The organism is Mycolicibacter sp. MU0083 (assembly GCF_963378075.1).
Classification (GTDB): Bacteria; Actinomycetota; Actinomycetes; order Mycobacteriales; family Mycobacteriaceae; genus Mycobacterium; species Mycobacterium kokjensenii.
Window position 1 is genome coordinate 1,700,167 of the sequence record NZ_OY726394.1, and the last position, 21,337, is coordinate 1,721,503.

General features: G+C 70.0%; 18 protein-coding genes. 13 read left to right on the forward strand and 5 right to left on the reverse strand.

Going from position 1 to position 21,337, the window contains the following annotated elements; genetic code table 11:
- Window positions 1-32: 32 nt before the first annotated feature.
- Window positions 33-1,418, forward strand: a complete 1,386-nt coding sequence (locus RCP38_RS07805; protein WP_308476533.1) for a class II 3-deoxy-7-phosphoheptulonate synthase — start codon at window positions 33-35, stop codon at window positions 1,416-1,418.
- Between the two features lie 88 nt (window positions 1,419-1,506).
- Here the strand turns inward: RCP38_RS07805 and RCP38_RS07810 are convergent, their stop codons facing one another.
- Window positions 1,507-2,703, reverse strand: a complete 1,197-nt coding sequence (locus RCP38_RS07810; protein ID WP_308476534.1) for a protein kinase domain-containing protein — start codon at window positions 2,701-2,703, stop codon at window positions 1,507-1,509.
- 52 nt (window positions 2,704-2,755) lie between these two features.
- On the opposite strand from RCP38_RS07810, the gene RCP38_RS07815 reads away from it, so the two are divergent.
- A complete protein-coding gene (locus tag RCP38_RS07815) occupies window positions 2,756-3,160 on the forward strand; it encodes an Rv2175c family DNA-binding protein (protein ID WP_308476535.1) in 405 nt (134 codons plus the stop codon).
- Between the two features lie 10 nt (window positions 3,161-3,170).
- Here the strand turns inward: RCP38_RS07815 and RCP38_RS07820 are convergent, their stop codons facing one another.
- The gene (locus tag RCP38_RS07820; protein ID WP_308476536.1) at window positions 3,171-4,706 is read right to left on the reverse strand and encodes an alpha-(1->6)-mannopyranosyltransferase A; all 1,536 of its coding nucleotides are present in this window, start codon (window positions 4,704-4,706) and stop codon (window positions 3,171-3,173) included.
- A 14-nt stretch (window positions 4,707-4,720) separates the two neighbouring features.
- Complete coding sequence (idsA2, locus tag RCP38_RS07825) at window positions 4,721-5,770, reverse strand: bifunctional (2E,6E)-farnesyl/geranyl diphosphate synthase (protein WP_308477117.1); 1,050 nt, start codon at window positions 5,768-5,770, stop codon at window positions 4,721-4,723.
- A 214-nt stretch (window positions 5,771-5,984) separates the two neighbouring features.
- Here idsA2 and RCP38_RS07830 point away from each other — a divergent pair, with 214 nt between their 5' ends.
- The gene (locus RCP38_RS07830) at window positions 5,985-6,890 is read left to right on the forward strand and encodes a mycobacterial-type methylenetetrahydrofolate reductase (protein ID WP_308476537.1); all 906 of its coding nucleotides are present in this window, start codon (window positions 5,985-5,987) and stop codon (window positions 6,888-6,890) included.
- Between the two features lie 14 nt (window positions 6,891-6,904).
- On the opposite strand, the gene RCP38_RS07835 is transcribed toward RCP38_RS07830, so the two are convergent.
- Window positions 6,905-7,546: an LppM family (lipo)protein gene (locus RCP38_RS07835; protein WP_308477118.1), complete on the reverse strand. Its 642-nt coding sequence runs from the start codon at window positions 7,544-7,546 to the stop codon at window positions 6,905-6,907.
- Between the two features lie 149 nt (window positions 7,547-7,695).
- The gene (locus RCP38_RS07840) at window positions 7,696-8,322 is read right to left on the reverse strand and encodes a GNAT family N-acetyltransferase (RefSeq protein ID WP_308476538.1); all 627 of its coding nucleotides are present in this window, start codon (window positions 8,320-8,322) and stop codon (window positions 7,696-7,698) included.
- Between the two features lie 277 nt (window positions 8,323-8,599).
- Here RCP38_RS07840 and RCP38_RS07845 point away from each other — a divergent pair, with 277 nt between their 5' ends.
- From RCP38_RS07845 to ftsW, 10 genes are all read left to right on the forward strand, one after another.
- The gene (locus RCP38_RS07845; protein ID WP_308476539.1) at window positions 8,600-9,004 is read left to right on the forward strand and encodes a DUF3040 domain-containing protein; all 405 of its coding nucleotides are present in this window, start codon (window positions 8,600-8,602) and stop codon (window positions 9,002-9,004) included.
- A 350-nt stretch (window positions 9,005-9,354) separates the two neighbouring features.
- Window positions 9,355-9,786 carry a division/cell wall cluster transcriptional repressor MraZ gene (gene mraZ, locus RCP38_RS07850; protein WP_019738354.1) on the forward strand — a complete coding sequence of 144 codons (432 nt, stop codon included), beginning with the start codon at window positions 9,355-9,357 and terminating at the stop codon, window positions 9,784-9,786.
- The gene (gene rsmH, locus RCP38_RS07855; protein WP_308476540.1) at window positions 9,761-10,972 is read left to right on the forward strand and encodes a 16S rRNA (cytosine(1402)-N(4))-methyltransferase RsmH; all 1,212 of its coding nucleotides are present in this window, start codon (window positions 9,761-9,763) and stop codon (window positions 10,970-10,972) included. Before mraZ ends, rsmH begins: the two co-directional genes overlap by 26 nt.
- Window positions 10,969-12,027 (forward strand): cell division protein FtsL, encoded by a 1,059-nt coding sequence (ftsL, locus tag RCP38_RS07860; RefSeq protein WP_308476541.1) that lies wholly within the window; start codon window positions 10,969-10,971, stop codon window positions 12,025-12,027. Before rsmH ends, ftsL begins: the two co-directional genes overlap by 4 nt.
- Window positions 12,024-14,036 carry a peptidoglycan D,D-transpeptidase FtsI family protein gene (locus RCP38_RS07865; RefSeq protein WP_308476542.1) on the forward strand — a complete coding sequence of 671 codons (2,013 nt, stop codon included), beginning with the start codon at window positions 12,024-12,026 and terminating at the stop codon, window positions 14,034-14,036. The genes ftsL and RCP38_RS07865 overlap by 4 nt, the downstream gene beginning before the upstream one ends.
- A gap of 166 nt (window positions 14,037-14,202) precedes the next feature.
- Window positions 14,203-15,741 carry a UDP-N-acetylmuramoyl-L-alanyl-D-glutamate--2,6-diaminopimelate ligase gene (locus tag RCP38_RS07870; protein ID WP_373692467.1) on the forward strand — a complete coding sequence of 513 codons (1,539 nt, stop codon included), beginning with the start codon at window positions 14,203-14,205 and terminating at the stop codon, window positions 15,739-15,741.
- The gene (locus RCP38_RS07875) at window positions 15,738-17,240 is read left to right on the forward strand and encodes a UDP-N-acetylmuramoyl-tripeptide--D-alanyl-D-alanine ligase (RefSeq protein ID WP_308476544.1); all 1,503 of its coding nucleotides are present in this window, start codon (window positions 15,738-15,740) and stop codon (window positions 17,238-17,240) included. Before RCP38_RS07870 ends, RCP38_RS07875 begins: the two co-directional genes overlap by 4 nt.
- Window positions 17,237-18,316, forward strand: a complete 1,080-nt coding sequence (gene mraY / locus RCP38_RS07880) for a phospho-N-acetylmuramoyl-pentapeptide-transferase (protein WP_308476546.1) — start codon at window positions 17,237-17,239, stop codon at window positions 18,314-18,316. The genes RCP38_RS07875 and mraY overlap by 4 nt, the downstream gene beginning before the upstream one ends.
- Before the next feature lies 1 nt (window position 18,317).
- Window positions 18,318-19,814 carry a UDP-N-acetylmuramoyl-L-alanine--D-glutamate ligase gene (gene murD / locus RCP38_RS07885; protein WP_308476547.1) on the forward strand — a complete coding sequence of 499 codons (1,497 nt, stop codon included), beginning with the start codon at window positions 18,318-18,320 and terminating at the stop codon, window positions 19,812-19,814.
- A complete protein-coding gene (ftsW, locus tag RCP38_RS07890; RefSeq protein WP_308476548.1) occupies window positions 19,811-21,334 on the forward strand; it encodes a putative lipid II flippase FtsW in 1,524 nt (507 codons plus the stop codon). The genes murD and ftsW overlap by 4 nt, the downstream gene beginning before the upstream one ends.
- Window positions 21,335-21,337 lie beyond the last annotated feature (3 nt).

Genomic DNA, 21,337 nt, shown 5'->3' on the forward strand with positions numbered 1-21,337 from the left:
AGCGAAGGTCGGGCCCCGGCTACCATGGTCGGGTGAACTGGACCGTTGACGTACCCATCGACCAGCTGCCGGCGTTGCCGCCGCTGCCCGCGGAACTACGCGAGCGCCTCGACGCCGCGCTGGCCAAGCCGGCCGTCCAGCAGCCGAGCTGGCCTGCTGACCAGGCCAAGGCGATGCGCACCGTGCTGGAGAGTGTCCCGCCGATCACGGTGGCCTCCGAGATCGAGCGGCTCAAAGGGCTGTTGGCGCAGGTTGCCCGTGGCGAGGCCTTCCTGCTGCAGGGCGGCGACTGCGCCGAGACGTTCACCGACAACACCGAACCGCACATCAAGGGCAACATCCGCACCCTGCTGCAGATGGCGGTGGTGCTGACCTACGGCGCGTCCATGCCGGTGGTGAAGCTGGCCCGTATCGCCGGGCAGTACGCCAAGCCGCGTTCGGCGGACATCGACGCGCTGGGGCTGAAGTCCTACCGCGGCGACATGGTCAACGGATTCGCGGCCGACGCCGCGGTGCGCGAACACGACCCGTCCCGGCTGGTGCGGGCCTACGCCAACGCCAGCGCGGCGATGAACCTGGTGCGTGCGCTGACGTCGTCGGGCCTGGCATCCCTGGAACTGGTGCACGACTGGAACCGCGAATTCGTCCGTACCTCGCCGGCGGGCGCCCGCTACGAGGCGCTGGCCGCCGAGATCGACCGCGCCCTGAAGTTCATGAGCGCCTGCGGGGTCGCCGACCGGGAGCTGCAGACCGCCGAGATCTACGCCAGCCACGAGGCGCTGGTGCTCGACTACGAGCGGGCCATGCTGCGGATGTCGGATATCGCCGGTACACCGCAGCTCTACGACCTGTCGGCGCACTACGTGTGGATCGGTGAGCGGACCCGTCAGCTCGACCACGCGCACGTCGCGCTGGCGGAGGTGATCGCCAACCCGATCGGCATCAAGCTCGGGCCCACCACGTCACCGGACCTGGCGGTCGAGTACGTCGAGCGTCTCGACCCCAACAACGTGCCCGGCCGGTTGACCCTGGTCAGCCGGATGGGCAATTCCAAGGTGCGTGACCTGCTGCCGCCGATCATCGAGAAGGTGCAGGCCACCGGCCACCAGGTGATCTGGCAGTGCGACCCCATGCACGGCAACACCCACGAGGCCTCGACCGGTCACAAGACCCGGCACTTCGACCGGATCGTCGACGAGGTCCAGGGGTTCTTCGAGGTCCACCACGCGCTGGGCACCCACCCGGGCGGCATCCACCTGGAGTTCACCGGCGAGGACGTCACCGAATGTCTGGGTGGCGCACAGGACATCTCGGACGCGGACCTGGGCGGCCGCTACGAGACCGCGTGCGACCCGCGGCTCAACACCCAGCAGTCGCTGGAGCTGGCCTTCCTGGTCGCGGAGATGCTGCGCGGCTAGCTTTTTCCCCTTTTCCCCGCGAGGCAGACAGGGAATCGCACGGATAGGTGACCCCTAGCGCGATTCTCTGTCTGCTCGGCGGAGGGGGCTACAGCAGCGCGCCGACGTTGTTGCCCAGCGTCCACCCCAGTGCGGCGATCAGCGTGGTGAGCGCGAACACCACCGCCAGCCAGATCACCACCATCCGGCGGGCATGCTGGCGTTCCAGCACGAACCGGCTCAGTTCGACACCGCCGAACTGCCCGGTCACCAGCTGATAGTGGGTGTCGGTGTCCTCCGCCCAATCCTCCGCGTCGCGGGGCATGTGCAGCGTCTGGTGCGGCGAAGCCGACGGCTGCGGGAGCGGCCGTGCGGCGCCGGGCCGGGATGCCGCCGATACGTGTTGGGCCGAGTGCTGCGGGGCCGGCACCCGGAATTCCGGCAGTGCCAGACGTTCGGCGATCACCTGCACCGCGTGCGCCATCTCCAGCCCGTCGGCATACCGGTCGGCGGGGTCGCGGGCCGTCGCGCACGCCACCAGATCGTCGAATTCCGGTGGGACACCGTCGATGACGTTGCTCGGCGGAGGGACGTCGTGGTCCAGGCGCCGGTAGGCCACCGTCAACGGGGAGTCGCCGGTGAAGGGCTGGTGGCCGGTGAGCAGTTCGTAGGTGAGCACGCCCACCCCGTAGACGTCGCTGGCCGGTTCGGCTTCGCCGTCGCGGACCTGCTCCGGAGACAGATAGGCAGCGGTGCCCAAGATCACGTTGGTGGAGGTGATCCCGGCTGCGGCGATGGCGCGCACCAACCCGAAGTCGACCACCTTCACGTCGCCTTCGTCGGAGATCAGGATGTTCTCCGGCTTGACGTCGCGATGCACCAGACCGGCGCGGTGGGCGATACCGAGCGCCCCCAGCACCGGGCGTAGCACCGCGGCGACGGCGTGCGGCGGCATCGGCCCGCGCTCGTCGAGCAACTCCCGCAGCGTCCCGCCGTCCACCAGCTCCATCACCAGAAACGGCTGCCCGGGGTCGTGCGGGGTGCCGAAACCCTGGTCGTAGACCGCGACCAGCCCCGGATCCTTGAGCCTGGCGACCGCCCGCGCCTCGAGCTGGAACCGGCTCAGGAACTGCCGGTCCCCGGCGTAGCGCAGGTCCATCACCTTGACCGCGACCGGGCGGTCCAGACGCTCGTCGAGGCCCCGGTAGACGGTGGAGGTGCCACCGGTGGCGATCCGGGGTCCCAGCCGATACCGGCCGTCGAGCAGGGCGCCCTCCAGCACATCGCCGCCCCACGCTGCAGTCATCTGGTCATGGTATGTGTGCGAGCGGCCCGCTCGGCGGTTCTAAACTTGTGTCGTGAGCAGCATTCCGGCCTCCGATGACGTCCTTCAGCCCGATGAACCGACCTTCGATCTGCCCCAGGTCGCCGAAATGCTCGGGGTTCCGGTCACCAAGGTGCACCAGCATCTACGGGACAACCACCTGATCGCGATTCGGCGCTCCGGTGTGCTGCTGGTGCCGCAGGTGTTCTTCACCGACGAGGGCGACGTGGTCAAGCTCCTGCCGGGGTTGTTGGCGCTGTTGCACGACGGCGGCTATCAGCCGACCGAGATCGTGCGGTGGCTGTTCACCCCGGACCCGTCGCTGTCGTTGACCCGCGACGGCGCGCCCGACCCGGTCGACAACGCCCGCCCGATCGATGCGTTGCACGCCCACCAGGCCCGCGAAGTTATGCGCCGGGCGCAGGCCATGGCGTACTAGCAGCCGCGGTTCAGGCGGCGGGGGTGGAGTCGAGTTCGGCGGCCCGCGGCGCCTTCGACAACCGGTGCCAGGCATAGGCTGCGCAGCCCATCGCGCTGAGCACGTGCAGCCAGGTGTACATGCCGTGCGAGCCGTCCGGCTTGAAGATCACCATGATCCACGTCGAGGCCGCGGCGATCACCGCGATCGCACTCGGGGAGCGGACCACGGTGGCGGCCACCGCCAGCGGCCAGGTGTAGTACCAGGGCAACGCGGCCGGCACGAACAGCACCACCAGCAGCATCGCCCAGGCGATACCGCAGACCGCGGACCGGTCGTCGCGTCGCGCCCGCCACCACAGCACCGGCAGTACCAGCCCGATGACCGCCAGGCCGCACATCCGGGTGATGTGCAGCACCGAATAGAAGTTCACCGACGCGAAGAAGGTGACGATCAGGTGGATCAGGTTGGCGGCGGCGGTGGGCACGGTCAGCCAGTTGATGATCTTGACGTTGCCGGCCAGCAGTGCGGTCAACCAGCCCATGCTCACGCCCGCCAGGGCAGACAACACGGCGAAGACAGCGACGACGATCGCCGCCGACAGCGCGGTCACGGTGGCGAAGGCGGCCAGGGTCGGGTAGCCGCGCCGTTCACGTAGTCGCCGCATCCACACCCACACCAAGAAGGGCAACGCGATAACGGCGGTAGCTTTCACCGCTGCCGCCAGCGCTACCAGTCCCACCCCCACCAGGGGACGACTTTCCAGTGTGAACGCGATACCGGCGACCATCAGGCCGACCATCAGCATCTCGTTGTGCACCCCGCCCATCAGGTGAATGATCACCAGCGGGTTGAGCACGGCCAGGAGCAGCGCGGCCGGGGCGCTGCCGCCGACACGGGCGGCCACCCGCGGCGCGGCCCAGATCAGCAACGCCAGCCCGGGCAGCATGCACAGGCGCAACAGCATGGTTCCGGCCACCACGTTGTTGCCGACCAGCATCGTGACCAGCTTGGCGACCAGGATGAACGCCGGACCGTACGGTGCCGTGGTCGCCGCCCAGATCGGGCTGACGTCCTCGAGCAGCACATTGGGGTTGTCGACCGGCCCCACCTGGTAGGGGTCGAATCCGTCGCGCAGCAACGCACCCTGGGCCAGGTAGGAATACGTGTCGCGGCTGAACACCGGAACCGACAGCAGCAGCGGCGCCAGCCAGAAACCGGTGGTGACGATCAGCGTGTAGGCGCTCACGGTGCCGTCGATCACCCGTCGGCCCAGGCCGAGCCAGGCGGCGAGCATCACCGCGACGCCGGTCCACAGCAGCACCGACGACAGCACCAGCCCGTGGCCGAAGCGCAGCCAGGACAGGTGCAGCGAATCGAGCACCGGATCCTGGATCCGGGTGCTGCCGGCACCCAGCCCGCCGACGGTGATCAGCAGGGCCCCCAGGCAACCGAACCAGGCGGCTTTCGCCTGCGCTCCGGTGGCGAACTCCCGCAGGCGCGCCAAGCCGCCCACGGCGGGGCCGGCCGGATTCGGCGCAGCGGGCGTGGCGGGGGTCGACGTCATCGCGGTGGGGCTCCTCAGGCGGACCGGTCGGCGAGCAGGCGGGCCAGATCGGTGAGCCCGGCTTTGGCGACCTCGTCGATGGGTGCGGATGCCAGGGCGGCCATGGCGCGGCGGCTCAGCGTGTCGATGCGCTCCTCGACCGCGGCCAGGGCACCGACCGATTCGATTATGTCGCACAGTTCCCGGACCTGGGCGTCGGTCAGCGCAGTCCCGATCGTGGTGCGCAACCGTTCGGCGGCCGTCGGGCCCGACGCCGCGGCGCGCTCGACCGCCTCGGCCAACAAGACCGTGCGCTTGCCCGATCGCAGGTCGTCGCCGGAGGGTTTGCCGGTCACCGTGGGATCGCCGAACACCCCCAGCACGTCGTCGCGAAGCTGGAAGGCGATACCGAGGTCGGTGCCCACCTCGTGGAACAGTGCCTGGATGTCGGGTCGATCGCCCGCCGCGGCCGCCCCCAGCTGCAGTGGACGCACCATCGTGTAGGACGCCGTCTTATAGGTGTTGACCCGCATCGCCGAGGTGATGGAATCGACCCCGCCGGCTTCGGCGGCGATGTCGAGATACTGCCCGCCGAGCACTTCGGTGCGGATATCCGACCACACCCGCCGCACCCGGCGCTGGGCGTCCGGCGGCAGGTCGGCGCCGGCGACGATATCGTCGGCCCACACCAGCGCCAGGTCACCGAGCAGGATCGCGGCCGAGATACCGAACTGATCGGCCGACCCCCGCCAGCCCCGGCTGTGATGCAACTCGGCGAACTTGCGGTGGGTGGTCGCGTTGCCGCGCCGGGTCGCCGACGCGTCGATCACGTCGTCGTGCACCAGTGCGCAGGCATGCAGCAACTCCAGCGCGGAGAACAGCAGCAATTCGTCGTCGTCGGCGTCGCGGCCGGTGATGGCCCGCCAGCCCCAGTAGGCGAAGGCCGGCCGGAGTCGCTTCCCGCCGGAAAGCACGAATTCTTCGAGGCCGGCGACCAGCGCCTCGTAGTCGTCGCCGATGTAGGCCGTCTCGGATCGACGGCCGCTCAGGTAGCTGCGCAACCGATCGGTCACGGCGCCGGCCAGGTCGGCGGCCGACGGTGTCGTCGCTGCTGTTGCCTTGACGCTCAGCTCGGCACCCCTTTCTGCGCAGCCCGGCCGGGGACCCCCAGCGTGCGTTCAGCGTAGAGTGTGCCACCACGAGTGGGGGGACTCAGGCCGGTGGCGGCCGGCGGCGGCTGGACGCTGCCCCGCCCAACCCCCGAAGCACTGTTGGCCGTCCTTGATGAGGAGCAACCGCGTGACCTTGAATACCGTCGCACTCGAACTCGTCCCGCCGAACGTGGAGCCGGGCGGTCGGCCGGCCGACGAGACGGTGCATGAGGAAGCCCACAAGGTGCTGCGGTTCGCGTCCGAGTCCGGTCTGCAGGGGCGGATCCGCCACATCCTGATGCCGAGCATGATCGCCGAGGAGGACGACCGGCCGATCGAGATGAAGCCCAAGCTCGACGTCCTGGACTTCTGGCAGGCCCTGCGCCCGGAACTGCCGGGCGTGGCCGGTCTGTGCACGCAGGTCACGTCGTTCTCCGATGAGGCCGGTCTGCGCAGTCGGCTGGGCGATCTGACCGGTGCCGGTATCGACGGTGTCGTCTTCGTCGGGGTGCCCCGCACCATGGCCGACGGGGAGGGCGCGGGCGTACCCCCGACCGATGCGCTGGAGATCTTCCGGGCCGACGTGGCCAACCGCGGCGCCATTCTCATCCCGACCCGTGCCGACGAGCTCGGCCGGTTCAACTTCAAGTGCGAGCGCGGCGCGAACTTCGCCCTGACCCAGTTGCTGTACTCCGATGCGATCGTGGGGTTTTTGACCGAGTTCGCCAAGCGCAGTGATGCCCGCCCGGAGGTCTTGCTGTCGTTCGGTTTCGTGCCGACGGTCGAGAGCCGGGTCGGACTGATCGACTGGCTGATCCAGGACCCCGGCAACGCCGCGGTCGCCGCTGAGCAGCAATTCGTCAAGACGCTCGCCGCCAGCGAGCCCGACGAGCGCCGCAAGCTGATGCTCGACCTGTACAAGCGGGTGGTCGACGGCGTCGTCGACCTGGGTTTCCCGTTGAGCATCCACCTGGAGGCGACCTACGGGGTTTCCGGCGCGGCGTTTCGGACCTTCGCGCAGATGCTCGAATATTTCTCGCCCGAGGTGCGCTGAACCGGCGTCGCGGCTCAGCCGGCGGTGTCGTCGGGTGCGCCGAAGCGCGGCGACCGGTCCCGGAGGGACCAGGCCAGCAGGGCGACCAGTCCGGCGGCGGCGAACGTCGACAGGGCCAGCCAGGTCGCGGCATGGGCGAACGCCCGATTGCTGGGATCGGTATAGCGCGCTTGAGCGTTCATGGTGCTCACCACGCCCGGCTTGAGGTGCCACTGCACGGTGTCACCGCCGATGCGCTCGCCGTTGGTGGCCGTCACCTCACCGGGGAACGCGACGCTCAACTGGACGTCGGCCTCCGGGTCGTTGAGTGTCGTCAGATCCACCCGGCCTTCCAGGATCACCAGGTTTCCGGCGCGGCGCAGGGACAGGTCCACCCCGGCGGCGTCGCGGTGCATCTCGGCCAGCTGCGGCAATTCGGCGAAGGTCAGATCGGAGAAGACCGCCTGCGAGCCGACGTAGCCGTCCCGGCTGTAATTGGAGATCGCGATCTTCTGCGGGAACGACACATCCGCGTTGAGCTTGGGGCCGGTGTCCTCGTCGGTGCGGGGTTTGGCCGCCACGATGATCTGCCCGGAGACCTGATCGTTGGGGGAGACGGTGATGGTCGCCCGGATGCGCACGCACCCGCTCAGCGGTGCCACCACGAGCAGCAACATCAGCGCCGCCAACAGTCGGCGGTAGGTGCTGAATCGTCGAGGCCGACTTCCAACGGGCTGTCGAACGGGCACTAGCGATCGCCGAACATGCACGGGGTCATCGTGCCAGACCCGGGGGCGGCTGCGCCGACGATGCGGCCCCGGGCCCGTCACAGGGGCAGGGCACGGCCCAGGATGGCGAACGGTCGGGGGTCACCGGTGAAGTGGTGACCGCGGATGACGTCGACGAAACCCAGCCGACGGTAGAGCCGCCAGGCGCGGTTGGCTTCACCGCTGATCTCCGGCGTCGAGAGCAGCACGTTGGCCTCCCGGCGTCCGGACAGCAGGTGCCGCGTCAGGGCCTCGCCGAGCCCGCTGCCCTGCGCCCGCGGCGTGACGTGCAACTCCGTCAGTTCGAAATAGCTGGCCATCAGAACCGCGATGTCGGGGCGGGGCACCCCGCGCCGCTGTAATCCGAGCACCACCTGCTGCTGCCACCACTGGTCCCGCGCGCCGCTGTACCCGTAGGCCACCCCCAGCAGTTCGGCGTTGCCCGGTCCGACCGGCACGGCATCCGCGGTCCGGATGGTGCCGATTCCTCCACCGGCCTCGACGGCACCGTCGTGGAAGGCGGCGACCGCCCGCCAGCCGCTGCGGCGGGTGTGTTCCAGCCACATCGCGGCGCGCTGGCGTTCGGTGCCGGGCGGGTAGCCCATCGCCGTGACGTAGACGCGCAGCGCTTCGCTGAGACGGTCCGCCATCACGCCGGGCGACATGTCGATGAGGAATGTCGCCAACGCGGAGTCTCCTTTCGCGGTCGGTATCGCAGGGCGTCGGTAGCTCACGACCCGGCATCTCGCGTGCGACGCGGCATGAGACGCAGCTCCATTATCCGGGTTCATCCCGTCGTCGTCGGCCGTTGCGGGTCGCAGACACCGGCGCGCCGCTACAATCGGCGGTCGAAGCCTGTGGTACGGCACAGGCTGATCTCGTAGTATCAGTGTTAGTTGCCCGCAACCGTCCGTATCGCACCGTGGGCATTGATATGACCGGCCGTCGGTAAGGGAGGGACGAATGCCACTCTCCGATCATGAGCAGCGCATGCTCGACGAGATCGAGAGCGCCCTCTACGCGGAGGACCCCAAGTTCGCTTCCAGCGTTCGTGGCGGCGCCCTGCGGATTCCCACCACCCGGCGGCGCGTGCAGGGCATGACCCTGCTCGTGGTCGGCCTGGTGATGCTGGTCGCCGGCATTCCGATGTACTCGAACACGAGCAATCTGGTGTTTCTGATTCTGAGTGTGCTGGGCTTCCTGGTCATGTTCGGCGGTGCGGTGTTCGCCCTGACCAGCGGCCACGCCGGGGCGGCCCACGAGAACGCGGCGCCGTCGAGTGGGGCCCCGCAGCGGCGCGCCAAGGGTGGTGGCGGCAGTTTCAGCAGCCGGATGGAAGAGCGTTTCCGGCGCCGGTTCGAGCCTTAGGCGGATTCCCGCAGTACCTGTGATGTGAAAGGGGCAGCCGATCGGCTGCCCCTTTTTCGTGCGCACTCCGTGCCCGGTCGCCCGGCGTGGCTCGCGCGGTGTGCCCGGCCGTCGCGGCACGTGCCCCACTGCGCGGGCTTTTCGGGGCGTTCTCCCCACCGCGCCCCACTTTCTCCCCACCGCTTTGACCAGGTCATTTGCGGTCTCGGTGAGGTGCTCTGCGCCTGGTTTCCGCGGTTGTGGGGTCATCTGGTGGGGCTAAGGGGCGGAAACAGCCCTAGAAATGGTGCAGAGTGGGTGAATGTGGGGTATCGTGGGCGCACGACGTCGATGAGGGCTGGAGGTGGCCGATGTTTCTCGGCACCTACACGCCCAAGCTCGACGACAAGGGGCGGCTGACGCTGCCCGCCAAGTTTCGGGACGCGCTGGCAGGAGGGTTGATGGTCACCAAGAGCCAAGACCACAGCCTTGCGGTGTACCCGCGTGCGGAGTTCGAGCAGTTGGCGCGCCGGGCCGCCAAGGCCTCACGCAGCAACCCGGAAGCGCGGGCCTTCCTGCGGAACCTGGCCGCCGCCACCGACGAGCAGCATCCCGACGGCCAGGGCCGGATCACCCTGTCGCCCGACCACCGCCGCTACGCGAACCTGTCGAAGGACTGCGTGGTCATCGGGTCGGTCGACTACCTGGAGATCTGGGACGCGCAGGCCTGGAGCGACTACCAGCAGACCCATGAAGAGAACTTCTCCGCGGCCAGCGATGAAGCACTCAGCGACATCATCTGACGAGCACGCCCGTGCCTCGTGGCCTCTGTCCGAACCGACCCTGACGTACTTCCCCAACGTCAGGTTCGCACCGTCGGGCAGGGACCTCGAGGCAGGGGCCTGCGGGAGCCGGATCCGCCTCGGAGCGCAGCGAGGGGCCGGCCGCCGATTTCACGGGCTGCAACGGGGAGGTGTCGGCGTGGCCGAGCAGGGCGAATTCGGGCATGTGCCAGTCCTTCTGGAACGTTGCGTGGAGCTGTTGGCGCCGGCACTGACCAGGCGGGCGGCCGACGGGAGCGGCGCGACGCTGGTCGACGCCACCCTGGGCGCCGGTGGGCACACCGAGAGCTTTCTGACCGAGTTCCCCGGCCTGCGGGTCATCGGATTGGACCGCGACACGACCGCCCTCGACATTGCCGGCGCCCGGTTGGCCCGGTTCGGCGATCGGTTCCAGAAGGTCCGCACCCGCTACGACGGGATCGCTTCCGCATTGGCCGAATCGGGTCTGGCGGAAACCGACTCGATCGACGCGGTGCTGTTCGACCTCGGTGTCTCCTCGATGCAACTGGACCGGGTCGAGCGGGGCTTCTCCTATGCCCAGGATGCTCCGCTGGACATGCGCATGGATCCCGAGGGTGAGCTCACCGCGGCCGACATCGTCAACACCTACGACGCGGCCGCGCTCACCGACATCCTGCGCCGATACGGTGAAGAGCGTTTCGCCTCGCGCATCGCCGCGCAGATCCTGCGCCGTCGGGCGCAGCAGCCGTTCTCCTCGACCGGGGAGTTGACGGCCCTGCTCTACGAGGCGATCCCGGCGCCGGCCCGACGCACCGGCGGACACCCGGCGAAGCGGACCTTTCAGGCGCTGCGCATCGCGGTCAACGGCGAACTGGACTCACTGCGCGACGCGTTGCCCGCGGCGCTGGACGCGGTGACGGTGGGCGGGCGTGTCGCGGTCATGGCATACCAGTCGTTGGAGGACCGCATCGTCAAGCAACTGTTCGCCGCGCTGACCACGTCCCGCACTCCGGTCGATCTTCCGGTCGAATTACCCAGTGACGCAGCCAGGTTCAAGGTACTGACCAGGGGAGCCGAACGCGCCGAACCGGATGAGGTGGACCGAAACCCCCGCGCGGGTTCGGTCCGGTTGCGGGCGGTCGAGCGTGTTCGGGCCGGGGCCGTCTCGGCATCGGGGGGGAGATGATGGCGACCAAACGCAAGCCAGCGGTACGGCAGGCCGACCGCCGGCGTGGCTCCGAGCACCCGGCTCGCACCGGCCCGCGCCGGAACAACGAGGCGAGCCAGGCCCGGGGATCGCGTCGGCAACGCGGCACCGCACCCACGCCGGGGCGCGAAGCGCGGCCGAGGTCCGGACCGCAGAAGACGGCACCGTTGCGTCCCGACGCCCGGCCGCTGCCGCCCAAGAACACCAAGCAGGCCAAGGCCCGGGCGAAGGCGCGCAAGGCCAAGGCCCCCAAGGTGGTGCGTGTTCCACTGCGCGAACGCCTCATTGCGAGGCTGGCCGAGGTCGACCTACGCCCGCGTGCCCTGGCCGCCCGGGTTCCGTTCGTGGTCTTCATCATCGGAGCGCTCGGCATCGGGCTGGGTATCACCTTGTGGTTGTCCACCGACGCCGCCGAGCGCTCCTACGAGTTGGGCAACCTCCGGGAACGCAACCGGGTCCTGCTGCAGCAGAAGGAAGCGCTGGAGCGCGACGTGCTGACCGCGGAGTCCGCTCCGGCGCTCGCCGAGGCCGCGCGGGAACTGGGCATGATCCCGAGCCGCGACACCGCGCATCTGATCCAGGATCCGGTCGGTAACTGGGTGGTCGTCGGGCAACCCAAACCGGCCGAAGGGGTGCCGCCGCCACCGCTGAACACCAAGCTGCCCGACGATGTCGCGCCACCGGTGGAGGTACCGGTGCGGGTGCCCCCCGCCGGGCCCAAGCTGGACAGCCGGCATCTGCCGTCGGCGGTACCGCCCGCCGGGACGGTACCCGGTGCGCCGCTGACCATCCCGGGCCTGCCCGGCGGGCCCGGTACTCCGGTGGCCGGGCCGCCGCCGGGTCCGGTCGGGCTGGACGTTCCGCCCCTGGTCACCCTGCCCGCGACCGGCCCGGCCGAAGTGTTGCCGCCGGTCGTCATCCCGCCCGAGGCGATGCTTCCGCCGCAGCCGGCGCCGTCGACCGAGGGGGTGCCGTCGCCCGAGGCAGCGCTGCCGCCGGAGGCCGCGCAGGTGTTCCCGGGAGCCATCCGATGAGGCGGGCCGCGCGGGGTACCGGTCCGGCGCGTCGCGCCGGCGATTCGGCCTCGGCTGCCAAGCGAAGGGCACGCCGGACTCCCGAGTCCACCCCGCCGGCCAAAGCCGGGAAATCTCCCAAGCCGGGCAAAGCCCCGAAAACCACCCCGATAGAAGGACACTCGGCCCGCGACCGTCGTACCCGGACCGCCACCGAATTGGGGCCGCGCAGCGCGTCGTTCGAATTCCGCCACCGCGGCGGCAATTTCGTCATCTTCGGGGTGTTGGCTCTGGCCGCTGCGCAGTTGTTCTACCTGCAGGTACCGCGGGCATCCGGGCTCCGCGATGAAGCAGCCGGCCAGCTCAAGGTCACCGACGTGCAGCAGGCGATGCGCGGGGACATCATCGACCGCAACGGCGACAAGCTGGCGTTCACCATCGAGGCCCGGGCGCTGTCCTTCCAGCCGGTCAAGATCCGTAAACAGTTGGCCGAGGTGAAGAAGAAGGACTCGTCGGCGCCCGACCCGCAACAGCGACTGCAGGAGATCGCCAAGGCGATCGCGGTCCGGCTCGACAACAAGCCGGACGTGCCGACCCTGCTCAAGAAACTGCGCAGCGACGAGGAATTCGTCTACCTCGCCCGTGCCGTCGACCCCGCGGTGGCAGAGATCATCACCGAGAAGTATCCGGAGGTCGGCAGCGAGCGGCAGGATCTGCGCCAGTATCCGGGCGGGTCGCTGGCCGCCAACATCATCGGCGGCATTGACTGGGACGGCCACGGCCTGTTGGGGCTCGAGGAGTCGATGGACGCCGCACTTGCCGGCACCGACGGCTCGGTCACCTACGACCGTGGTTCGGACGGTGTGGTGATTCCGGGGAGCTACCGCAACCGCCACCGGGCGGTCAACGGTTCGACGGTCCAGCTGACCATCGACGACGACATCCAGTTCCACGTCCAACAGCAGGTGCAGCAGGCCAAGAACGTCTCCGGTGCCCACGACGTCACCGCGGTGGTGCTCGACGCGCGCACCGGGGAAGTGCTGGCGATGGCCGGGGACAACACCTTCGACCCCTCCCAGGACATCGGGCGCCAGGAAGACCGCCAGCTCGGCAACCTGGCGGTGTCCACGCCGTTCGAGCCGGGATCGGTGAACAAGATCGTCACCGCGGCGTCGGTCCTCGAATACGGTCTGGGCCAACCCGATGAGGTACTGCAGGTGCCGGGATCGATCAACGTCGCCGACGTCACCGTGCGCGACGCCTGGGTACACGGCGTGGCGCCCTACACCATGACCGGGATCTTCGGGAAGTCCTCCAACGTGGGGACGCTGATGCTGGCCCAGCGGGTCGGCCCGGAGCGCTGGTTCGACACCCTGGAGAAGTTCGGTCTGGGGCAACGTACCGGGGTGGCGCTGCCCGGCGAGAGTTCCGGCCTGGTCCCGCCGATCGACCAATGGTCGGGCAGCTCATTCGCGAACCTGCCGATCGGCCAGGGACTTTCGATGACGCTACTGCAGATGACCGGCATGTATCAGGCGATCGCCAACGACGGGTTGCGGATTCCGCCCCGAATCGTCAAGGCCACCATCGGAGCCGACGGCAGCCGTACCGAAGAGCCCCGCCCCGAGGGCATCCGGGTGGTCTCCGAGCAGACCGCGGCGACACTGCGCAACATGTTCCGCTCGGTCGTGCAGCGTGACCCGACCGGGGTACAGCAGGGCACCGGCTGGCAGGCCGCCGTCGACGGCTACCAGATCGCCGGCAAGACCGGCACCGCGCAGCAGATCAACCCGGCCTGCGGCTGCTACTACGACGACGTCTACTGGATCACCTTCGCCGGGATCGCCCCGGCGGACAATCCGCGCTACGTGATCGGCCTGATGATGAACAATCCCCATCGGTCCGCCGACGGATCGCCGGGCACCTCGGCCGCCCCGCTGTTCCACGACATCGCCAGCTGGTTGCTGCAGCGCCACAACGTGCCGCTGTCGCCCGACCCCGGACCGCCGCTGGTGCTGGAGGCGATGTAGGGCGTAGTCCGGTCATCGCGCCGGCGCCGGTGCGGTGCGACGGATATCAACCGCCACCGTGGTGTGGCGGCGTCGCACCAATGCGGCTCGCCTCGCCGTTGAGGCGCACCGGTCTGGGTAGTGTCATTGCCGATTCGGCAAGAGTCGACCCAAGGCGATGGAGGTGATGGCGGTGCCGGCTGCGCTGCGCCCGGACCTGGTTCCGGGGACGCCGTTACCGGCACTGGCCGCCCGGATCGGGGCCGTCGCCGCCGGTGAAACCGTGCCGGACGTGCCGATCACCGGCTTGACCCTGCGTGCCCAGGATGTGCAGCCCGGTGACCTGTTCGCCGCGCTGCCCGGTGCGACGACGCACGGGGCACGTTTCGTCGCCGACGCGGACGCCCGGGGCGCGGCGGCGATTCTCACCGACGCCGCCGGCGCCGCGGCGATCGGCGGCGTCACCGATACACCGGTGCTGGTGCACCCGGATCCCCGCGCGGTGCTCGGCGGGCTGGCGGCCGAGGTCTACGGGCATCCGTGCGAACGGCTCACGCTCATCGGCATCACCGGCACATCGGGCAAGACCACCACCAGTTACCTGGTCGAAGCCGGTCTGCGGGCCGCCGGGCGCACGGCCGGTCTGATCGGCACCGTCGGAATCCGCATCGACGGCGTCGACCTGCCCAGTGCGCTGACCACCCCGGAAGCCCCGGCATTGCAGTCCCTGCTGGCGGTGATGGCCGAGCGGGGCGTGGATACCGCGGTGATGGAGGTGTCCAGCCACGCACTGAGCCTGGGACGCGTCGACGGCACCCGGTTCGCGGTGGGCGGCTTCACCAACCTGTCGCGTGACCACCTGGATTTCCACCCGACCATGGCGGACTACTTCGAGGCCAAAGCCCGCCTGTTCGACCCGGCCTCACCGCTGCGGGCGCGGCGCTCGGTGCTCTGCATCGACGACGACGCGGGCGCGGCCATGGCCGTCCGGGCGGCCGCACCGATCACCGTCAGCACCACCGGGCGGCCGGCCGACTGGCGCATCGAACCGTTGACGGCCGGCCCGGGCCCCACCGGCGGCCGGGAGTTCGTGGCCGTCGATCCCTCCGGCGGGCGGCACCCGATCGGCATCGGGCTGCCGGGCGACTACAACGTGGCCAATTGCCTGTTGGCGCTGGCGATCCTCGACGCGGTCGGGGTCTCCCCGGAACAGGCGGCACCCGGCCTGCGCGCGGCGCGGGTCCCCGGACGGATGGAACCGGTCGACCGCGGACAGGACTTTCTCGCGCTGGTCGACTACGCGCACAAGCCCGGGGCGCTGGCCGCGGTGCTGGCGACCCTGCGTCAGCAGGTGCGCGACACCGGCGGGCGACTGGCCGTGGTGTTCGGCGCGGGCGGCGACCGCGACCACGGCAAACGTGAGCCGATGGGCCGCATCGCCGCGGAATCCGCGGACCTGGTGGTCGTCACCGACGACAATCCACGCGGAGAGGACCCCGCCGACATCCGCCGGGCGATCCTGGCCGGGGCCACCGGCGGTACGGCGGAGGTGATCGAGTTGGGCGACCGGCGGGCCGCGATCGAGCACGCGGTGGCCTGGGCACGGCCCGGCGACGTGGTGCTGATCGCGGGCAAGGGGCATGAGAGCGGGCAGACCGCGGGCGGCCACACCCAGCCGTTCGACGACCGGGTGGAGTTGGCGGCGGCATTGGAGCAGCACGCATGATCGCGTTGACGGTTGCGCAGATCGCCGAGATCGTGGGCGGGCGCCTGGCCGACATCTCCCCGGCGGACGCGGCGGCCAGCGTCGTCACCGGCACCGTGGAGTTCGATTCCCGCCGGGTCACCCCCGGCGGGTTGTTCCTGGCCCTGCCCGGCGCGCGGGCCGACGGCCACGATCATGCGGCGGCGGCCGTCGCGGCCGGAGCGGTGGCGGTGCTGGCCGCGCGGCCGGTCGGGGTACCGGCCATCGTGGTGGAACCGGTGGCATCCGAGAGTCGTTCGGGGGCACTGGAACACGACGACGCAGTCGGGTCCGGGGCCGCGGTGCTGGGCGCGCTGGCCGAGCTGGCCGCCGCGGTCTCGGCCGAGCTGGTGGCCAAGGGCCTGACGATCGTCGGCGTGACCGGGTCGGCGGGCAAGACCTCCACCAAGGACATGCTGGCCGCGGTGCTGGCACCGCTGGGGCGGGTGGTCGCCCCGCCCGGCTCGTTCAACAACGAACTCGGCCATCCGTGGACGGTGTTGCGGGCGGACGAGAACACCGACTTCCTGGTGCTGGAGCTCTCCGCGCGGCACCGCGGCAACATCGCCGCACTGGCGGCCATCGCCCCGCCGCAGGTGGCGGTGGTACTCAACGTCGGTACCGCGCACCTGGGGGAGTTCGGCTCCCGCGAGGCGATCGCCGAAACCAAGGCCGAACTGGCCCAAGCCGTCCCCGAATCCGGGGTGGTGGTGCTCAACGTCGACGATCCGGCGGTGGCCGCGATGGCGGGCACGACCGCGGCACGGGTGGTCCGGGTCGCTCGGTCGCCCGGGGCCGACGTCTGGGCCGGCCCGGTGGAACTCGACGCATTGGCCCGCCCGCGTTTCGCGCTGCACGCCGGCGACGGCCCGGCCGTCGAGGTGGCACTGGGGGTCTCCGGGGATCACCTGGTCTCCAACGCGCTGTGCGCGGCGGCGGTCGCGCTGGAATGCGGTGCCACTCCGCAGCAGGTGGCCGATGCCCTGACCGGCGCCGGACCGGTCTCGCAGCACCGGATGCAGGTCAGCAACCGCGCGGACGGGGTGACCGTGATCGACGATTCCTACAACGCCAACCCGGACTCGATGCGGGCGGCGCTGCAGGCGCTGGCCTGGATCTCCCGGGGTGAGAATCCGTTCGCGTCGAGACGTAGCTGGGCGGTGCTGGGGGAGATGGCGGAACTCGGCGAGGACGCGATATCCGAGCATGACCGCATCGGACGGCTGGCAGTGCGCTTAGATGTGTCTCGTCTCATTGTCGTCGGAGTGGGGAGATCGATGGGCGCGATGCTGCACGGCGCGGTCATGGAAGGGTCCTGGGGCGCCGAGGCCACCGCGGTGGCCGACGTCGACGCCGCGCTGGCGCTGTTGCGTGCCGAGCTGGAACCCGGCGACGTGGTGCTGGTCAAGGCGTCGAACTCCGCCGGGCTGACCCGACTGGCCGATGCGCTGACCGGCCACGAGTCAGGAGATCGCCGATGATCATGATCCTCGTCGCCGCCGGGGTGGCCCTGCTGGTGTCCATCCTGCTGACCCCGGTGCTGATCCGGGTGTTCACCAAGCAGGGATTCGGCCAGGAGATCCGCGAGGACGGTCCGGCCAGCCATCAGAAGAAGCGCGGCACCCCGTCGATGGGCGGTGTGGCCATCGTGGCCGGGATCTGGGCGGGCTACCTCGTCGCACAACTGGCCGGCCTGGTGTTCTACGGGACGGGGCCGACCGCCTCGGGCCTGCTGGTGCTGGGACTCGCCACCGCGCTGGGCGGCGTCGGTTTCATCGATGACCTGATCAAGATCCGCCGGTCGCGCAATCTCGGTCTGAACAAGACCGCCAAGACCGTCGGTCAGGTCACCGCGGCGACCATCTTCGGCCTGCTGGTGCTGTGTTTCCGCAACGATGCCGGTCTGACCCCGGGCAGCCTGCAACTGTCCTACGTCCGCGACATCGCCACCGTCACGCTGCCCGCGGCCGCCTTCGTGCTGTTCGTGATCCTGATCGTCAGCGCCTGGTCGAACGCGGTGAATTTCACCGACGGGCTCGACGGGCTGGCGGCCGGCGCGATGGCGATGGTCAGTGCCGCTTATGTGCTGATCACCGTCATGCAGCACCGCAACGCCTGTGTGAGCGCACCCGGGCTGGGCTGCTACAACGTCCGTGACCCGCTGGATCTGGCGCTGATCGCCGGGGCGACGGCCGGCGCCTGCATCGGCTTCCTGTGGTGGAACGCCGCCCCGGCGAAGATCTTCATGGGCGACACCGGGTCGCTGGCGCTGGGCGGCGTGATCGCCGGGATGTCGATCACCACCCGCACCGAGATCCTCGCGGTGGTGCTCGGCGGGCTCTTCGTCGCCGAGATCACCTCGGTGGTGCTGCAGATCCTGGCCTTCCGCACCACCGGTCGCCGGGTGTTCCGGATGGCGCCGTTCCATCACCACTTCGAGTTGGCCGGCTGGGCCGAGACCACCGTGATCATCCGGTTCTGGCTGCTCACCGCCATTGCCTGCGGACTGGGCGTCTCGATGTTCTACGGCGAGTGGTTCGCCGCCGTAGGCGTCTGACATGCCGCCCGCACCGGACCCGGCCGCACCGGCCGTGGTCGCCGCGGGTGCGCGAGTCCTGGTCACCGGTGCCGGGATCACCGGCCGGGCGGTGCTGAACGCGCTGGCATCGCTGGGGGCGGAGCCGACGCTGTGCGACGACAACGCGGCGGCGCTGGACGGCTACCCCGAGGTGGCCACCTGCAGCACCGCGGATGCCGCGGCGCGGATCGGCGAATTCAGTTTGGTGGTCACCAGCCCCGGTTTCGGTCCGCAGACCCCGGTGTTGGTCGCTGCGGTCGCGGCCGGGGTGCCGGTGTGGGGCGATGTCGAACTGGCGTGGCGCCTCGACGCGGCCGGCCACTACGGCCCGCCGCGGCGCTGGCTGGTGGTGACCGGTACCAACGGCAAGACCACGACGACGTCGATGCTGCACGCGATGCTGCTCGCCGCGGGCCGGCGGGCCGACCTGTGCGGCAATATCGGCAGCCCGGTCCTGGACGTGCTCGCCGAGCCGAATGAATCCGAACTGCTGGCCGTCGAATTGTCCAGTTTCCAGCTGCACTGGGCGCCGTCGCTGCGCCCGGAGGCGGGCGTGGTGCTCAACATCGCCGAAGACCACCTGGACTGGCACGGCAGCATGGCCGCCTACACCGCCGACAAGGCGCGGGCGCTGGCCGGGCGGGTGGCGGTCGTGGGCATGGACGATCCGCATGCGGCGGCGCTGCACGGCACCGGCCCCGCCCCGGTGCAGGTGGGATTCCGGCTCGGCGAACCCGAACCCGGCGAACTCGGCGTGGTGGACGGGATGCTGGTCGACCGGGCGTTCGGCCCGGCCGGTTCCGACGGCGTGCCCTTGGCCGCGACGGCCTCGATACCGGTGCCCGGCGCGGTCGGTGTCCTCGACGCGCTGGCGGCCGCCGCACTGGCCCGCAGCGTGGATGTGCCGGCCGCGGCCGTCGCCGATGCGCTGGCGTCGTTCCGGGTCGGCCGGCACCGGGCCGAACTGGTGATCGTCGACGGCGGGATCAGTTACGTCGACGATTCCAAGGCCACCAACCCCCACGCCGCCGAGGCGTCGGTGCTGTCGCATCCGCGGGTGGTCTGGGTGGCCGGCGGACTGCTCAAGGGCGCCTCGATCGACGAGACGGTGGCCAGAATCGCCACGCACCTGGCCGGGGCCGTGCTGATCGGCCGGGATCGGGCCGAGGTTGCCAAGGCGTTATCACGACACGCACCGGATGTCCCCGTCGTCCAGGTTGTGACGGGTGAGGATAGTGGTATGGGTGATACTGCTGTGTCTCCAGTTGCTCAGGTGAGGCGAGTAGCTGATGGGGCCGACGAGACCTTGGGCTCGCGGGTGATGACAGCAGTGGTGGCTGCCGCCCGCGAGCTGGCCCGGCCCGGCGACACGGTGCTGCTGGCGCCGGCGGGCGCGTCGTTCGACCAGTTCGCCGGTTACGGCGCGCGAGGCGATGCGTTCGCCGCCGCGGCGCGCTCGGCGGCGGGATCGGTGTGATCGGGATTCTGGCCCGGCTGCGGCGCGGTGCCGGGGCCGCCGACGCTTCGGCGGAGGGGACCGCGGACAAGCCCGCCAAAGCGGAGCCGCGCACCCGATTCGGTGCCTGGCTGGGCAAGCCGATGACGTCGTTCCACCTGATCGTCGCGGTGGCCGCGTTGCTGACCACGCTCGGCCTGATCATGGTGCTGTCCGCTTCCGGGGTGGAGTCCTACGGGCTCGACGGCTCGGCGTGGCGGATCTTCGGCAAGCAGGTGCTGTGGACCGTGATCGGGCTGACGGGCTGCTACGTGGCACTGCGCATGCCGGTGCGGTTCATGCGCCGGATGGCGCTGCCGGCTTTCGCCCTCAGCGTCGTGTTACTGGTACTGGTGCTGATTCCGGGCATCGGCACGCTGTCCAACGGGTCTCGGGGCTGGTTCGTGATCGCCGGCTTCTCGATGCAGCCGTCGGAGTTGGCCAAGATCGCCTTCGCGATCTGGGGTGCTCACCTGCTGGCGAGCCGACGGATGGAACGGGCGACGCTGCGCGAAATGGTCTTTCCGCTGATACCGGGTGCCGGAGCCGCGCTGCTGCTGATCTTCGTGCAGCCGGACCTCGGGCAGATGGTGTCGATGGTCATCATCCTGCTGGCCCTGCTCTGGTACGCCGGCCTGCCGCTGAAGACCTTCCTGACCTGGACGATCGGGGCGATGGCGCTCGCGGTCGTGCTGGCGCTCTCCGAGGGCTACCGCTCCGACCGGGTGCGGTCCTGGCTGGACCCCGATGCGGACCCGCAGAACGCCGGCTACCAGGCCCGGCAGGCCAAGTTCGCGCTGGCCAACGGCGGCATCTTCGGCGACGGCCTGGGCCAGGGCACCGCGAAGTGGAACTACCTGCCCAACGCGCACAACGACTTCATCTTCGCCATCATCGGCGAAGAACTGGGCTTCGTCGGCGGATTCGGGTTGCTGGCGCTGTTCGGGCTGTTCGCCTACACCGGCATGCGGATCGCCAAGCGGTCCGCCGACCCGTTCCTGCGACTGCTGACCGCCGCCACCACGATGTGGGTGATCGGCCAGTCGTTCATCAACGTCGGCTACGTGATCGGCTTGCTCCCGGTCACCGGCATCCAGCTCCCGCTGATCTCCGCGGGCGGGACTTCCACGGCGACAACGCTGTTCATGATCGGGATCATGGCCAATGCCGCGCGCCACGAACCCGAAGCAGTGGCGGCGCTGCGGGCCGGCCGGGACGACCGGATGAACCGGCTGCTGCGGCTGCCGCTGCCGGAGCCGTATGCGCCGAGCCGGATCGAGGCGCTGCGAGACCGGTTGCGCTCGCGCCCGCAGTCCGAAACCCGTCCGCGTTCGGCGGCGCGGACACCGGCCCGATCGGGGCGGCCGCGCACCGGTACGCAGACGTCGGCACGGGCAGCGGGTCGGAGCACCGGCCGGACAGGGCAAAATGGAGGCGGCCGGCGTCACGCCGGGGCGCGTCCGACCCGCGGGCGCGCGCGAGCATTGGAAGGTCAGCGATAGGCG